This window comes from Streptomyces sp. NPDC054794, from assembly GCF_053611585.1.
Window position 1 is genome coordinate 120,140 of record NZ_JBSHAQ010000021.1, and the last position, 15,328, is coordinate 135,467.

Sequence of the window (15,328 nt, forward strand, 5' to 3'; positions counted from 1 at the left end):
CTTCGGCGTCAGCTGACGTTGAGCGCCGTGTCGTCGAGGACGAAGGACGTCTGCAGGGTGGAGCCCTCGGTGCCGGTGAACTTCAGGGTGATGCTCTGGCCGGCGTAGCTCGCCAGGTTGAAGCTGCGCTGGGTGTAGCCGCCGGCGGCGTTGAGGTTGGAGTAGGTCGCCAGGGTGCCCAGGACCGTTCCGGAGCTGTTCAGGACCTGGACCTTGAGCGTGTCGTACGCCGTGCTGGTGCTGGTCTCCGCCGTGTCGACGTGCAGGTAGAAGCTGAGCGTGGCGGTGGTGCAGCCGGACGGGATGGTCACCGGCTGGGAGAGGGTGTCGGTGGTGGCGCTGCCGTACCCGTCCAGCCAGGCGTAGTACGAACCCGTACGCGCCGCCTCGCCGGTCGAGTTGGTGATGACGCCGCTGCTGGCACTCCAGGTGGTGCTGCCCGACTCGAAGCCGTTGTTGCCGAGCAGCTGGGCTGCGGTGCAGGTGGAGCCACCACCGCCTCCGCCGGTGCTGCCCGAACCGGCCAGCCACGCGGTGGCGTTGAGGGCGAGGGCCGCGTTGGTGGCGCCGGAGTCGTTCCAGCCGTCGTACAGGGTGTTGCCGGACTGGCCGGTGCCGTCGTCGATGGGCGAGCTGTCGCCCCAGAAGGCGACACGACCGCTGCCGAAGGTGCTGGTGAGGAAGAAGGCACCGGTGTTTCCGGAGTAACCGCTGCGGTAGAGAAGGCCCTTGACGGAGGAGTTGTCGGCGGGCTTGAGGGTGGCGGTGGTGCCGCTGGCGATCAGGCTCTTGGTGACCGTGCCGAAGGAGCCGTGCAGCACCGGGTCGGAGCTGTCGCTGATGGCGGCCGGATAGCCGGAGCTGATGCTCAGCGAGTCGATGGAGAAACCGAACGGGTCGGTCGAGTCGACGCTGTTGTTGGTCATCAGGTCGTTGAGGATCTCGACCGCGTCCTGGCCGTCGTTGTTGCGGTCGGCGCCGGTGTGGTCGGAGATCATGAACAGACCGCCGCCGTTCTTCACGAAGTTCATGATCGCCGTCTTCTCGGCGGTCGTGAACAGCGTGTTCGGCTCGGGCAGGACGAGCGTGTCGAAGTTCGACAGGTCGGTCGTCGAGGAGCCGCCGTAGCTGAGGCTGGAGCCCGAGGGCAGCGTCTTCAGGCTGTAGCCGCCGGTCTTCTGCAGGGAGACGCCCCAGGAGGACAGGGCGCCGGTCCAGTCCGTCTCGGCGGACGGGGAGGAGTCCTGGCCGAGCGGGTCGGGCTGGCTGGTGGAGATGATCCAGTCGGCGTTGCCGGCCGTCTCGGCATGGGCGTTGTCGAACAGGATGCGGTGCGTGGTGGCCGCGTGGGCGGGTGCGGCACCGGTGCCGAGCTGCAGGGCGGCTCCCGTGACGAGCAGCCCGAAGCCGGCCAGGGCCGTGGCGAATCTGCGGGGGGATCTTCTGGAACCGAGCATCCGGCGAACCTCCGTGAGCGGTGGGGTAGAGGCGGGGCGGGCGCCAAGTCTGCGCGCGTAGAACCTGGTTGAGCGTTCTACACGCGTCGATTGATTGAAAGGTACATGACGTGTCGGGTCGGTGAACAGAAAGTCCCGGCAATGACCGGAGCGGACTGGCCCCGGATTTCGGGGGCACATTGGATATCAGCGGGTACCGCGACGAAGAGGGGCGGAGATGGAAATCTCGGGCATCATCAGTGCCATCGTCATCGGCATCATCATCGGCGTACTGGGACGCCTCGTCGTCCCCGGCCGTCAGCACATCGGCGTCCTCTGGACGATCGTCGTCGGCATCGTGGCCGCGCTGCTGGGTTCGGCGATCGCCGCCGGGTTCGGGGTGGCCGACACCAAGGGGCCCGACTGGATCGAGTGGTTCATCCAGATCGGACTCGCGGCGGTGGGTGTGGCGTCCCTGGACCGGGCGCTGTCACGCCGCTGAACCGTCGGAAACACCACAAACGCCCTGCCGTTCGGGCGACACGGTGCGGGCCCGCCGACGCGGCTCCCCTCGACGTCGGCGGGCCCACAGCCTCGACCGAGCGCCGAACACGGGGGAGGAAGGGCGCTTGCGGGAGGCTGTCCCCCGGGGTCGTGGCGACCCCCACACCCTCAGGGTCGCAGCGCGGTGGCGTCGGCGCCTGGGCCAACAGGCCCTGCATACCGGGCCGTTGGGCCCCTTCGAGGGGGGCGGACGGCCTGCCGGGCTACGGCTCGTACACGTACGGCGTCGTCGTGCCCAGCGGCTGGAAGCCGAGGCGTTCGAGGATGGGGCGGCTCCGGGCGGACGCGTCGACCTGGAGGTAACGGTAGCCGAGGGCCGCGGCGGTGTGGGCGCGGTGGGCGACCAGGGCGCGGTAGAGGCCCCGGCCGCGCCACGCCTCGACGGTGCCGCCGCCCCACAGCCCGGCGAACCGGGCGCCCGGGATCAGCTCCAGGCGGGCCGCGGCGACCGGCTCCTCGCCGGCCAGCGCCACGACGGCGACGATTGTGTCCGGGTCGGCGGCGAGCCGGGCGAGCAGCCGGTGCCGCAGCCGCGTCCCGTCCGTGCCGAACGCCCTCTCGTGCACGTCCACCGCGAGGTCGACGCCCGCCGCGTCGGTGGCGGGCAGGAGGCGGACGCCGGCGGGCGGTCGTGCCTCGACGGTCAGCGTGCCCGTCTCGGCGATCATCAGCGTCTCCTCGGGCTCCGGCCGGAATCCCGCGGCGGTGAGCCGCGCGCCGAGGTCGTGCGGGAGGTCGTGGCCGTACAGCTTCCACTCGAAGTCGCGGCCCAGTGAGGTGAAACGGGCGATCTGCTCGGCGATCGCCCGGTCCGCGCCCGCCCGGTCCAGTCCCGACCAGACGACGCCGTTCCAGCCATGGGCGTCGGCGACCTGCCGCACCACGTCGCCGGTGCGCTCGATCCGGGCTCCGGGGCCGTCGGGCCGGGCGCCCTCGCGCATGTCGCGGTCGTACAGGGCGAGCACCGAGGCGTGATCCATGCGCTCACTCCAGCATCCTGGGCGGGCCCGGGCAACGGGATTACCCGTGGGCGCTCTTCCCGTCGGCCGGGCGTACCGCGGCCAGGTAGGCGCTCAGCCGGTCGTGGTTGCGGGCCAGGCAGTCGATGCGGGCCTGGATGCGGTCGAGGTGATCGCGCAGCAGCGCGGCCGTCCCGGGGGTCACGGACTCGGGGGGCGGATGGATCTCGCCGGGGCCACAGAGGTACGGCAGGATCGCGCGGATCATCTCCGTGGTGAGGCCCGAGTCCAGCAGTCCGCGGATCTGCTGGACGTCCTGGACGGCGGACTCGCCGTAGGCGCGGTAGCCGTTGCCGGTCCGCTCGGGGTGGAGCAGGTCCTGTTCCTCGTAGTAGCGCAGCAGCCGGGTGGGGACGCCGGTGCGGCGGGACAGCTCGCCGATCCTCATGGCTCCCTCCGGGGCCGCGCTTGACCTTCACACTGATGTGAGGCTCCGACCATGCTCGCATGTCCACCGCTTCCCGGGTCACGGGCACTCCCCTGCCCGCTCCGCTGCCGTGGCCGGGCCTCCTCGCGCTGTCGGCCGCGGCCTTCACCGCCGTCATGACCGAACTGCTCCCGGCCGGGCTGCTGCCGTCGATGGCCCCGGCGCTGCGCGTCTCCGAATCCCGCGTCGGCCTCCTGGTCACCGCGTACGCGGCCGCCTCCTTCCTGGCCGCCGTCCCGCTCACTGCGGCCCTGCGCGGGCTGCCGCGCCGACCGGTGCTCGTCGGCGCGCTGCTGGGTCTCGCCTGTGCGAACGCCCTGGTCGCCGTCTCGTCGTCGTACGCCCTCACGTTCGCGGCCCGCCTGCTGGCCGGGGCCATGGGCGGCACGCTGTGGGCGATGCTGGTCGGGTACGCGGCCCGGATGGTGCCCGCCGAGCGGCGCGGCCGGGCCATCGCGATCGTGCTGGCCGGCATCACCCTCGCCCTGTGCCTGGGCGTCCCCACCGCCACCGCGCTGGGCGGGGCACTGCCCTGGCGCACGGTCTCCGTTCTGCCGGCCCTGCTCGCGGCCCTGGTGGCGGGCTGGGTCCGATGGCGGGTGCCCGCCTTCCCGGGCGAACCCGCGCACGCGCGCGTGCCGCTGCTCCGGGTCGCCGTGCGCCCGGGGATCCGTCCGGTCCTGTCCGTGACGCTGTTCCTGCTGCTGGGCCATCAGGTGATGTACACGTACGTCGCCCCGTTCGCGGCGCACGCCGGATTCGGTCGTACCGGCCCGCTGCTCGCGGTGTTCGGATGCGCGACGGTGGCCGGGATCTGGGTCACCGGGGCGCTGATCGACCGCCATCTGCGGGCGGCCCTGCTCACCGCGCTGACCCTGTTCGCGGCCGTGCTGGCGGTGCTCGGTCTCGCCGCCGGTACGCCCGGTGCGCTCGTCGGGGCGGTCGCCCTGTGGGGGATGGCCTTCGGCGGCGCGCCGACACTGATCCAGACCGCGCTCGTCGACGCCTCCGGCCCCGCGGACGCCGATGTGGCGACCTCACTGCAGACCACCGTGTACAACGCGGCTATCGCGGCCGGTTCACTGCTCGGGGGCCTGACCCTGGACGGCCCGGGTCCCGGCGCCCTGCCCTGGACGGCGCTGCCACTGGTCACGGCCGCGCTGGTCACGGTCGCCGGGGGACGACAGCACGCGTTCCCCGTCCGGCGCGGCGGCCCTGCCGGGCCCGGCAGGTCGCGGCCGCGACCGGATGTCCCGGGCCAGTCCCCGACTCCCGGCGCCGCACGAACGCCGGAGAGCTCGGCGGCGGCGCGACCTCGCGGCGCCGCACCGCGGACGTGAACCGCCGGGTGGGTCAGCGGAGTTCGAGTGATCACGGCCGCGCTCGTCACGGCGGCCGGGAAACGACGGCACACCTCTCCCGTCCGGCGCGGCAGCCGGGAGGCGCCCGTACGAGCGCGGCCGGATACCCCCGCCGCCGCACCAACGCCAAGCAGCACAGCGGCGGCACGGCCGCCCGCTGTCGCGCCGTCGACGTGAACCGCCGTACGCGTCAGCCGAGTTCGAGGGTCGTGACGCCGAACACCCGGTCCTGGGCGAAGTCGCGTACCGGGCCGGTGTACATGCGGGCGGTCTCGAAGGAGGCGGTGAAGCCGGCCGCTTCGGCGAGGGCGATGCCCGGCGCGTTCGTCTCGGGCACGTCGACGGCGACCTCGCGTCCGGCGGCCTCGGCGGTGAGGGCGGCGAACAGGGCCCGCGCGTCGTCGGGGCCGTCGGCGAACAGCGGGCCGATGCGCAGGCTGTCGCGCCCGGGGCGGATCACGCCGTAGCCGGTGAGGCGTTCGCCGTCGGTGCGGACGAACGTCCGGTGGCCGTCGCCGGTCAGCCACGCGGCCAGGAAGCGGGGCCGGTCGGCCGGGTAGCAGGCGCTGTCGTAGGCGGTGACGGCCGCGAGGTCGGCGGGGCCGGCCGGGCGGACGCGCTCGGGCGTGGCGGCCTCGGGGGCCGGGCCGGTGAACCGGATGGTGCGGTAGGCGAGTTCGAAGCCGGACTGACGGTAGTTGTCCTGCTGGGCGACGACTCCGTCGAGGCCGACGGTGCGGTTCCCGGCGTGCGCCAGCGCGGTCTTCCAGGTGGTGATGCCGTGGCCCCGGCCGCGCTGGTCCGGCCGGACCAGGTAGCAGCCCAGGAAGGCGTAGTCGGGGCCGTAGTTGACGACGGAGATGGCCGAGACCGGCTCCCCGTCGATCCGGCCGAGGAAGAATCCGTCGGGGTCCTGGGCGAAGAAGGCGGGGCCGTCGGACAGCCCGGGGTTCCAGCCCTCGTCCGCCGCCCACCCGCTGATCACCGGCCAGTCCTCGATGGTGGCCCGCGTGACGACGAGGTCCTGGGGGGCCAAAGAGGTCATCGGTGCGCTCCAATTCCGTAGCTGCGGGGGCGCGGTGATCGACCGCGCCCGCAGCATCCTTCCCGATCAACCGGCCTCGCGCCACGACGGGTTCGAGCCGTCGAGGCTTCAACAAGTCCTGTTTGCAGCGGCATTGACGTAGCCGAAGGCCCCGCCGGCCGCATGCCCGGCGGGGCCTCCCGCACTGTCGACCCGACCGGGGTCAGCGGTCCCCTTTCGGCCGGAACCGTCGGTACAACACCACGCCGGTGATCAGCAGCGCGCTGCTCGCGGCGATGGTCGGCGCGGTAAGGTCCGCTCCTGTGTGGGCGAGCGTGGCGCCCCGGACCGGCGGCGCCACGTGGTGGCGCGCCTGCGGGACGGGGTGGGACCGGGGCGGGACGGGGCTCGCCGGCTGGTCCGGGTGGCCGGAGGTGTTCACGGACGAGTTGCCCGTGGCCGGGTTGCCGACGCCGACCACGTTCACGCCGTTGCCGCTGACATTCACCGGTACGTGGATCGGGAGTTGGACCCCGTTGCCGGAGAGCACGCCCGGGGAATCCATTCCGCCGCCGTGCGCGGTCGCGCCGCCGGAGGACGCCGCACCGGACGACGCCGTACCGGAGGAGGCCGTACCGGAGGAGGCCGTACCGCCACCGGAACCGCCCTTGTTGGCGCAGGCGTTGCCCGCGGCGGGGTTCAGGAGACCCACCACGTTCACGGTGTTCCCGCACACATTCACCGGAACGTGCACCGGGAGCTGGACGGTGTTGCCGGAGACCACCCCGGGCGAGCCGACCGCCGATCCGTCCGCACCGGAGTCGGCGAACGCCGGAATCGTCATGGCCATCGCCCCCGAGGCGGCGGCAACAGCGATCACACCGTTTCGGGTAACCCGTTTCATAGGTTCCCTGCCTTCCAGACATGGTCGCGGGCACTCGCCCGCACCGGATTAAACGCAGGCGAACCATCGGAGTTATGGCTTATCTGCCTTTCACCCCATCGAGTGGCAGGGTTCTCGAACCAGCGGTAAAGCCATCGAATGATCACGAAGCGTGCGCAGGATACGACACCCCGTACCGCCTCGCTCGCCCGGAGGCGGGCCCCGAGGGGGCCGCTTATGGTGAGCGAGGGCGCCGACCCCGGTCCGCGGCGTCCCTGGAGGCATCGATGCTGGCCAAGCTGTCACGGCGACCGGCCCTACGGCGCTGCGGGGGCGCCGGGGCGGTCACGCTCGCCCTGCTCGGCGCGGGGCTGCCCGCGGCGGCGGCCGACACCCCGCCGCAGCCCGACCTCACCCGCTTCTACACCCAGAAGATCACGTGGTCGTCCTGCGAGCGCCAGGGCATGCCCAAGGACATGGAGTGCGGCAAGGTCACGGTCCCGATCGACTACGCGCGACCCCGGGCGGGCACGCTCGACCTGGGGCTGGCCCGCTACCGGGCGACCGGGAAGTCGCGCGGCTCGGTGCTGCTGAACTTCGGCGGTCCTGGCGCGGCCGGTGTCAGCGAACTCGGCTCCGGCGGCAAGGAGTTCATGGACCTGACCAACGGCTACGACGTGGTCTCCTTCGACCCGCGCGGCGTCGGCAGGTCCTCGCCCGTCAGCTGCGGCGTAGGCATCGGCAAGGCCCCCGCGCTGTCGGAGACGGAGACGGAGGTGAACCTCGACAATCCGAAGTCCGCCCTGACGCTGCTGCGCAGGACGGCCGCCGAGTGCGCCAGGCACTCCGGCCCGGTCATGCCGCACATGGGCACGATCAACGTGTCCCGCGACATGGACGTCATCCGCCAGGCCCTCGGCGACGACAGGCTCAACTACCTGGGCTTCTCCTACGGCAGCAGGCTCGGGGCGGTGTACGCGGCCCAGTTCCCGGACAAGGTCGGGCGGATGGTGCTGGACGGGGTGGACACGCTGACCGAGTCGCTGGCCGACCAGGGCGTGGTGGGTGCCGCCGGGCAGCAGACGGCGCTGGACGATTTCCTGGACTGGTGTGCCACGGACATCGCCTGCCCGTTCGGGCAGGACCGGCGCCAGGCCGGGGACCAGGTCGTGCGGCTCATCCACTCCCTCGACGAGGATCCGGTGGCCACGGGTCTGGGAACCGGGTTCTCCGGTCAGGACCTGGTGGGCGCGATCGCGCAGGGGCTCTACAGCAAGGAGATGTGGCCCTCGCTGGAGCGGGCGATCGCCTCGCTGGTGGACGACGGCGACACCACGGCCATCCAGAACTTCTCGTCCGGCGGCATCGCGCTTCCGGGTCTGGGGACGAGGGTGCGGGCGAACGGTGGCGGGCTCGTCGACGAGGGGGACGTCCCCTCCGACAATCTTTCGGCCGCGCTGATCGCGGTCACCTGCGCCGACGACCCGGACCGCCCGACCGAACGGCAGATCGCCAAGGACCTCAAGCGGCTGAAGGCCGAGTACGAGCAGGCGTCGCCGGTCTTCGGCCAGTACCGGCTCACCGAGGTGCTCATGTGCTACGGCCGGCCGAAGGGCACCGACTACGTCCGTGACCACGTCAAGAACCTCGACACGCCGAAGATCCTGCTGGTGGGGACCCGTGGCGACCCCGCCACGCCGTACCGCTGGACCGTGGAGACGGCCGAGCGGCTCGGCCCGTCCGCCGTGGTGCTCGACAACAAGGGCGAGGGGCACACGGGGTACTCCTCCTCGAAGTGCGTGCACGGCAAGGTATACGACTTCCTGCTGTACGGCTCGCTGCCGCCCAGCGGGAGCTCCTGCGGACCGGACACGCCGAACACGATGGGGTGAGCCCTCGGCCCGCCGTGGCCGTACGTGCCCGAAGGGGGAACGCGTCAGGCGAGGGACACCTCGGGGCGGTACAGGTCCAGCCACACCGCCAGGTCCAGGGCGTGTTCCAGACCGCGGCGGGCCGTCTGGGTGCTCGCCGGGGCGGGGCGGTGGGCGGCCCGGTGGAGTTTGTCGCGGTCGACGAGGTCGAAGACCGGGTGGGAGGGCCGGGCCAGGAGGTCCTGGGCCTGCTGCTGCAGGGCGAGGCCGTAGCGCGGGTCCTGGGTGGACGGGTAGGGGCTCTTGACCCGGTCGTAGACGGTCCTGGGGATGATGTCCGCCGTCGCCTCCCTGAGGAGGGACTTCTCGCGGCCGTCGAAGGACTTGAGGGACCAGGGCGCGTTGTAGACGTACTCGACGAGGCGGTGGTCGCAGTAGGGGACGCGGACCTCCAGGCCCACCGCCATGCTCATCCGGTCCTTGCGGTCGAGCAGGGCGCGCACGAAGCGGGTCAGGTGGAGGTGGCAGATCTGCCGCATCCGGTACTCGAAGTCGCTCTCGCCGTCGAGGCGGCGGACAGCGGCGACGGCGGTGCGGTAGCCGTCGGCGATGTACGAGTCCAGGTCCAGGGTCTCGATCACGTCGGCGCGCAGCAGGTTGGTGTCCTCCCCCGTCCGCCGGGCGAAGCCCACCAGCCAGGGGAAGGTGTCGGCGCGGCGCGCCTCCTCGTCGAAGAAGTGCTGGTAGCCGCCGAAGACCTCGTCGGCGGACTCGCCGGACAGGGCGACCGTGGAGCGGTCCCGGATCGCCTGGAACAGCAGCAGGAGCGAGGTGTCCAGGTCACCGAAGCCGACGGGCAGGTCCCGGGCGCGGATCACCCGGGCGCGTGCCTCGGGGTCGGCGAGCGTCTGCGCGTCGAGGACGATGTCCTGGTGTGCGGTCCCGGCGAGGAGTGCCGCGTCGTGCACGAAGGGGGTGTCCGGGGTGGCGCGCAGTTCGTCGGCGACGAAGTGGTCGCTCTGGCCGACGAAGTCGACGGCGAAGCTGCGGACCTTCTCGCCGTGTTCCGCCAGCCGGAGGGCGGCGAGCGCGGTGAGGGCCGAGGAGTCGAGGCCGCCGGAGAGCAGGGTGCAGCGGGGGACGTCGGCCACCAGCTGGCGGCGCACGATGTCGTCGAGCAGGGAGCGGACGGTGGCGACGGTGGTGGCGCGGTCGTCGGGGTGGGCCCGGGTCTCCAGCCGCCAGTACGAGCGGGTGTGCGGTCCCGCGCGGTCGACCGTGACGACGGTGCCGGGCTCGACCTCCCGCAAGCCCTCCCACACCGCGTGGCCGGGCGTCTTGATCAGGGTGAACAGCTCACGCAGGCCGTCGAGGCGGACCCTGGCCCGGACCAGCGGGTGGGCGAGGATCGCCTTGGGCTCGGAGCCGAACAGGACACCGTCGGGGGTGGGGAAGCAGTAGAAGGGCTTGATGCCCATGCGGTCGCGGATCATCACGAGCTTGTCGTGGCGGCCGTCCCAGACGGCGAAGGCGTACATGCCGTTGAGGCGCTCGGCGACGGCGTCGCCCCATGCGAGGTAGCCGCGCAGGACGGTCTCGGTGTCGGAGTCGGTCGTGAAACGGTGGCCGTGGCCGGTGAGTTCGCGGCGGAGTTCGGTGAAGTTGTAGGCCTCACCCGAGTACACCAGGGCGACGGTCCCGTCCGGGGTGTCCGCGGTCATGGGCTGGCGGCCGCCCGGCAGGTCGATGATCGCGAGCCTGCGGTGGCCGAGGGCGGCGGGTCCCTCGATCCAGGTGCCCCGCTCGTCCGGGCCCCGGCAGGCCATCGTCTCGGTCATCGCGTCCACCACCGCGGCCTCGGTCCGCAGGTCACGGTCGAAGGAAACCCATCCGGTGATGCCGCACATGTCGTGCCTCCCGCCCCCGGCCCGGCGGCGGGACCTCGCTCACCTGCGACGTCCCGGATGTGTGTGCCGATGCCCAACCGAACCGGTTGCATCGAGCATCTATATGACGAGCGTCCGTCAGGCACTCCGGGCCGTCAACGCGACCGTCGCGCGACCGGCCCACGCTCCCCGCGTTCCCGGCCGCGCTTTACCCGCACGAGACCCGCGGATCGGCGTCGCACCGCGCCGGTCCCCCCGGGAACCGGCCACGGGCAAAATCTTCCCCAAGGACCACCGGGAGGGGTCCGGTCAGGCCTCCACGGCGACGAAACGCTCCACCGCCGACGTCAGCTCCGCCGGCTTCTCCACCGGCAGCTCGTGGCCCGCGTCGATGATGCGGACCACGGCGTCCGGGTAGGCCTTGGCCATCCGGAGCATCTGGTGCACCGGCAGCTGGATGTCGTGGTAGCCGTGGACCAGCAGGGTGGGCGTGCGGATCTCGCCGACCCGGTCGAGGACGTCGAAGGCCCGCATGGCGCCGTACAGCGTCATGACGACCTCGCGCGGGGTGTCCGCGGAGGCGCGGACGTACTCCCGGATCTGCTCGCGCGGATAGCCCGGGGCGAAGGCCCGCTGGATGTTGGCGGCGACGAACAGCTTGAACGGCACCAGGGCGGAGGCGCCCAGCAGCAGGCCCCGGCCCCGGCTGTAGGTCATCCGGCTGATGGAGTTGACCAGGACCATCCGCTCGACCCGCTCGGGATGGGCCAGGGCGATGGTCTGGGAGATCATCCCGCCCATGGAGTGGCCGATCAGGACGAAGCGCTCGACCTTCAGGTGGTCCAGGAGCGCGAGCACGTCCTCGGCCAGCGCCGCGATCGTGCGCACCCCCGCCCCGCTGCTCTCGCCGTGCCCGCGCAGGTCCAGCCGGATCACTCGGCGGCGCTCGGCGAAGTGCGCCACCTGGTGATCCCAACGGTGCCGGTTGGCCGTCCAGCCGTGGATGAACACCAGGGGCGCGCCGTCGCCGTCGCGGGGGCCCTCGTCGTCGTACGTCAGCACCGCTCCGTCGACTTCGAGCTGCGGCATGAGGGCCTCCTGGAATGCGCTCCGGTTACTGCCCGGTACGGTAACCGGCCGGGCACCCTGCCGTCACCGTCGTTCGCCAAGGAAATCGAGGATGTGCCCGAACACGTCGAGGGCGGCGCCACGGCCCAGGAACGTGTCCAGATGACCGTAGCCGGGAATCTCGGTGTACGACACGTCCAGCTGTGACTGCCGGTGGGCCAGCACCTGGTGGCAGAGCTTCTGCGAGTCGAGCCACAGGCCGTTCTCGCTGCCCGAGAGCAGCAGCACCGGGGTGTCGATGCTCCCGGCCGCGTCCAGCGCGTTGGGCGGCAGCGCTCGGTAGCGGTGGTCGGTGTCGTGCCAGCGGACGACGCTGCGGGCCAGTTCGATCCGGCGCAGGTGCGGCAGGATCCACAGCGGCGCGGGGCCGAGGAGCTCGGCGAGCCGGTCGTGGGTGGTCTCGGACAGGTTCTCGTGCACGAACAGCGAGGCACCCGTGCCCCAGGCCGAATTGTGCAGGATCTGACAGGTCGGGTCGGGGCAGCTCGCCCCCCGCGAGGCCAGGGCGAACAGCGGGGTGTACTTCGACCGCAGGCCCGCCTTGCGGAAGTCGACCGGGATGTGGTCGATCCGCTTCTTCAGCAGCTCCCCCGCCACCGACATGCGCAGCGAGGTCCGGCCGGCCAGCTTCGGGGTCAGGAACACGCCCTGGGAGACGACTCCGGCCAGCCCCGGCACCAGCCCCGCCGTCATGCTCAGCGACAGGGACAGGGAGCCTATGCAGTGGGCGACCACGAACAGCGGCCGGTCGTCTCCGACGCGGCCGCGGATGTGGGCGACGGCCTCGGGGATGTCGTACAGGGCCACGTCGTCGTACGTGTACCGGCGGCCGGTCTCGTTGTAGGGCAGCCGGCAGCTGCCCCGCCAGTCCAGCAGCCAGGGCTCGTAGCCGTCGTCGAGCAGGACGTCGACGAGGTTACGGGTCTCGGGCTGCAGGAACATGTCGGCGGACGCGGTGTGGCCGTGCAGCAGCAGCACGGCGGGCCGGCCGCTGTCGCCGGTGTCGACGCGGGTGAGGCCCAGGCGGAAGCCGTCGCTCGTCCGGAACGGGATCTCCTCGACGCGGGTCGGGTCGAGGCGGTGGCGCAGGGGGCGCAGGGCCGCGGTGGTGCGCACCTGGCGCAGCGTCGGCCGGGGGGCCCGGGAGGTCTTGGTCCTGAAGATCATCGGTGCTGCTCCGTGAGGGTGGGGGTGCGGCGCAGGTCGAGCAGGTCCGCGGCGACGCGGGCGAACGGGCCGACCAGTCCGCGGCCCATCTCCAGGCCGAACCAGGCGAGCCAGGTCAGCTTGGCGGCCCGCTTCTCCTGGCCGGTCAGCCGCGGGTCGACCTTGATGCCGTCGATCTGGTCGCGGACGTAGGAGTCGGCGGGGACGACGACCTCGCCGAGCAGGCTCGCGGCCTCGCCCTCACGGCCGATCTCGACGGTCAGGGCGCGGGTCTGCCGCCACAGGTCACGGCGGGCCCGGGCGTACTTGCGGCCCTCCAGCCACCACTGGCCGCCGTCGGCGTCGCGCAACCGCAGCCGATAGCGCAGGAGTTGGTGCCTGAGGCCGTGCTGCTGCGGGATGCCCTCCTCGGGGCGGACCCAGACGTCACCGCGCTCGACGGTCAGCGGCAGCGGGTGGATCGCGGCGCAGGTCACCTCGCCGGTGACGTCGACCCGGCGTTCCTTGACCAGCTGGTACATGCCGGCGATGGACAGGGTGAGCGCCATCGAGCAGGGCGTCTCGGCCGCGGCGCCGACCGGGCCGACGGTGCCCTCGGTCGTCTCGGCGAACCACAGGTAGGGCTGGTCGTCCTTCTGGGGCAGCCGGGCCAGGCCGTCGTCGGCGAGCTTCTCGAAGGTCTTCAGCTGCGCCTCGGCGTCGTAGCGGGCGGCGGGCGACAGGCCGAGGGCCGCGACGAGGGCGTCGGTGCGCTCGGCGACGGCCGCCGGGCCCTGCAGCGTGGCCTCGCACAGCTTGAGGGCGGTGGGGCTCTGCAACACCCGGTTCAGGAAGGTGAGTTCGGGGACCGGTTCGGCCTCCAGGCGGGCCAGGGTGTCGGTGCGCCACTCGTCCCAGTCCTGGACGCGCACGTGCATGCCGCCGCGCGACATGTCCGAGACGACGTCGACGAGCCGGTTGGGGACGCCGGTCAGGTTGTAGTCGAAGCCCCAGGCGTCCGGCTCGCAGATCGCGGCGACCGCGACCCGGCTCACCCAGTCGACCGGGGCCGCGTTGAGGTAGCGGAACGCCGGTACGGTGCGGAAGCGGCCGAAGGCCGAGATCAGACCGCTGCTGAGGTCCTGCGGGTTGTAGGCGCCGGTCTTGGTGTGACCGCCGATGCCGCCGGGGCGCAGCGCGGTGACGACCAGGCCGTGGTCGCGGGCGCGGCGCAGCGCGACCTCGGCGGTCCACTTGGACTGGTCGTAGCCGGAGATGAGCCGGTCGATGTGGGCGAGGGGGTCGTCCTCGCCCATCGACGTGATGCCGACCTCGTTGAACACCGCGATCGAGGAGATGTGGTGCAGCGGCTTGGGGCGGCCGGTCGCGGCGAGTTCGGCGAGGGTCAGCGCGCCGAGGACGTTGCTGCCGCGCAGAGACTGGTAGCCGCGCAGGAAGTCCACGGCGGCGGCCACGCCGACGATGCTGTCGAGTTCGTGGGCGAGGGTGTGCCACAGCTCGTCGTCCAGGCCGAGGCGGGGGCGGCGGATGTCGCCGGGCAGTACGGTCACCCGGCGCCGCACCTCCGACGACCAGGGCAGCCGGTAGCTGCGCAGCTGCTGCCCGAGCCGCTCGGTGGCCGCCTCCTCGTCGGCCGCGCGGACCAGACAGTAGACGTGGGCGTCGCTGTGCCGCAGCAGGTCGAGCAGCATGTGGCTGCCGAGGAAGCCGGTCGCTCCGGTGAGCAGGATCCGGCGCGGCGGCAGCGGCTGAGGCACGTCGACGAACGGCAGCCGGTCCGCGAGGGCGAGGTCGGCCAGGATCTGGTCGAGATCCTCCTGCCGGGCCCGGGTGTGCGGGGCGGCCGGGCGGGCGTCGCCGAACACGGCCGGTGGGGTGCGAGGCGCGGGCACGGGAAGGGTGCCCGGCGCCGACGCGGGGCGGGTGCCCGGCGCCGACGCGGGGCGGGTGCCCGCCGCGGAGAGCGGGAGGGGGGCCGGGGGTGTCGTGGTGGCGGCGGGCGCGGTGCCGGTCGGCGCGATGCCGGGGGCCGTGGTACCGAAGACCGAAGTCCCGGCGGTCGCGGTCACGTTGGGCGCGGTCACGGTCGCCGTCGCGGCACCCGGCTCGCCGGAAGCGGGCGGGCCGGCCGAGGCGGCCGTCGTGGTCGCCGCCGGCGTCGCGGTCGTACCCGTCACCTCCGGAAGCCACCGGCGGGCCAGGCTGATCGGCCTCGCGTCGGCGAAGACGTCGTCGAGGTCGACCTCGATGCCCAGTTCGCCCTCCAGCTCGGCGACGAGTTCCACGGCGTGCACGGACGTACCGCCCGCGTCGAAGAAGTCGGTGTCCGGCGCCAGGGTGCCGGTTGGCAGGTAGCGGCCCGCCGCGTCGGCGACGGTGGCGGCCAGAGCGTCCACGTCCCACGTCCGGGCCGCGGCGGCGGGCTCCGCTACGGCGCCCACCGCCACCTTGGCCAGCAGGTCGGTCACGCTCAGCGCGCCGCCGCCCCGTTCGATGGACTCGGCGGTCGACCGCCGGACGGCGTCGTCGTTCAGATCACGCATGAGAGCCCTTCACCTTGTG

Annotated in this window: 12 protein-coding genes; 3 read left to right on the forward strand and 9 right to left on the reverse strand. The window is 72.5% G+C overall.

What is annotated here, in order from left to right:
* Positions 1-8: 8 nt before the first annotated feature.
* Positions 9-1,457 carry a hydrolase gene (locus tag ACWGKT_RS23115; protein ID WP_453275167.1) on the reverse strand — a complete coding sequence of 483 codons (1,449 nt, stop codon included), beginning with the start codon at positions 1,455-1,457 and terminating at the stop codon, positions 9-11.
* A gap of 217 nt (positions 1,458-1,674) precedes the next feature.
* On the opposite strand from ACWGKT_RS23115, the gene ACWGKT_RS23120 reads away from it, so the two are divergent.
* Positions 1,675-1,938 carry a GlsB/YeaQ/YmgE family stress response membrane protein gene (locus ACWGKT_RS23120; RefSeq protein WP_235458245.1) on the forward strand — a complete coding sequence of 88 codons (264 nt, stop codon included), beginning with the start codon at positions 1,675-1,677 and terminating at the stop codon, positions 1,936-1,938.
* 265 nt (positions 1,939-2,203) lie between these two features.
* On the opposite strand, the gene ACWGKT_RS23125 is transcribed toward ACWGKT_RS23120, so the two are convergent.
* Positions 2,204-2,980 carry a GNAT family N-acetyltransferase gene (locus tag ACWGKT_RS23125; protein ID WP_453275168.1) on the reverse strand — a complete coding sequence of 259 codons (777 nt, stop codon included), beginning with the start codon at positions 2,978-2,980 and terminating at the stop codon, positions 2,204-2,206.
* A gap of 40 nt (positions 2,981-3,020) precedes the next feature.
* A complete protein-coding gene (locus ACWGKT_RS23130; RefSeq protein WP_453275169.1) occupies positions 3,021-3,407 on the reverse strand; it encodes a MerR family transcriptional regulator in 387 nt (128 codons plus the stop codon).
* 59 nt (positions 3,408-3,466) lie between these two features.
* Here ACWGKT_RS23130 and ACWGKT_RS23135 point away from each other — a divergent pair, with 59 nt between their 5' ends.
* Positions 3,467-4,786: an MFS transporter gene (locus tag ACWGKT_RS23135; protein ID WP_453275170.1), complete on the forward strand. Its 1,320-nt coding sequence runs from the start codon at positions 3,467-3,469 to the stop codon at positions 4,784-4,786.
* 211 nt (positions 4,787-4,997) lie between these two features.
* On the opposite strand, the gene ACWGKT_RS23140 is transcribed toward ACWGKT_RS23135, so the two are convergent.
* Positions 4,998-5,852, reverse strand: a complete 855-nt coding sequence (locus ACWGKT_RS23140; RefSeq protein WP_453275171.1) for a GNAT family N-acetyltransferase — start codon at positions 5,850-5,852, stop codon at positions 4,998-5,000.
* A gap of 202 nt (positions 5,853-6,054) precedes the next feature.
* Positions 6,055-6,735, reverse strand: a complete 681-nt coding sequence (locus ACWGKT_RS23145; RefSeq protein ID WP_453275172.1) for a chaplin family protein — start codon at positions 6,733-6,735, stop codon at positions 6,055-6,057.
* A gap of 266 nt (positions 6,736-7,001) precedes the next feature.
* Between ACWGKT_RS23145 and ACWGKT_RS23150 the strand changes: the two genes are divergently transcribed.
* Positions 7,002-8,606 (forward strand): alpha/beta hydrolase, encoded by a 1,605-nt coding sequence (locus ACWGKT_RS23150; protein WP_453275173.1) that lies wholly within the window; start codon positions 7,002-7,004, stop codon positions 8,604-8,606.
* A gap of 44 nt (positions 8,607-8,650) precedes the next feature.
* Here ACWGKT_RS23150 and asnB read toward each other — a convergent pair whose 3' ends face one another.
* The 4 genes from asnB to ACWGKT_RS23170 form a co-directional block, all read right to left on the reverse strand.
* Positions 8,651-10,492, reverse strand: coding sequence for an asparagine synthase (glutamine-hydrolyzing) (asnB, locus tag ACWGKT_RS23155; RefSeq protein ID WP_453275174.1), 1,842 nt, complete (start codon positions 10,490-10,492; stop codon positions 8,651-8,653).
* A gap of 288 nt (positions 10,493-10,780) precedes the next feature.
* Positions 10,781-11,560 carry an alpha/beta fold hydrolase gene (locus ACWGKT_RS23160; protein ID WP_356153178.1) on the reverse strand — a complete coding sequence of 260 codons (780 nt, stop codon included), beginning with the start codon at positions 11,558-11,560 and terminating at the stop codon, positions 10,781-10,783.
* 63 nt (positions 11,561-11,623) lie between these two features.
* Positions 11,624-12,766, reverse strand: coding sequence for an alpha/beta hydrolase (locus ACWGKT_RS23165; RefSeq protein WP_453275175.1), 1,143 nt, complete (start codon positions 12,764-12,766; stop codon positions 11,624-11,626).
* Positions 12,763-15,309, reverse strand: a complete 2,547-nt coding sequence (locus ACWGKT_RS23170) for a thioester reductase domain-containing protein (RefSeq protein ID WP_453275176.1) — start codon at positions 15,307-15,309, stop codon at positions 12,763-12,765. Before ACWGKT_RS23170 ends, ACWGKT_RS23165 begins: the two co-directional genes overlap by 4 nt.
* Between the last annotated feature and the right edge of the window lie 19 nt (positions 15,310-15,328).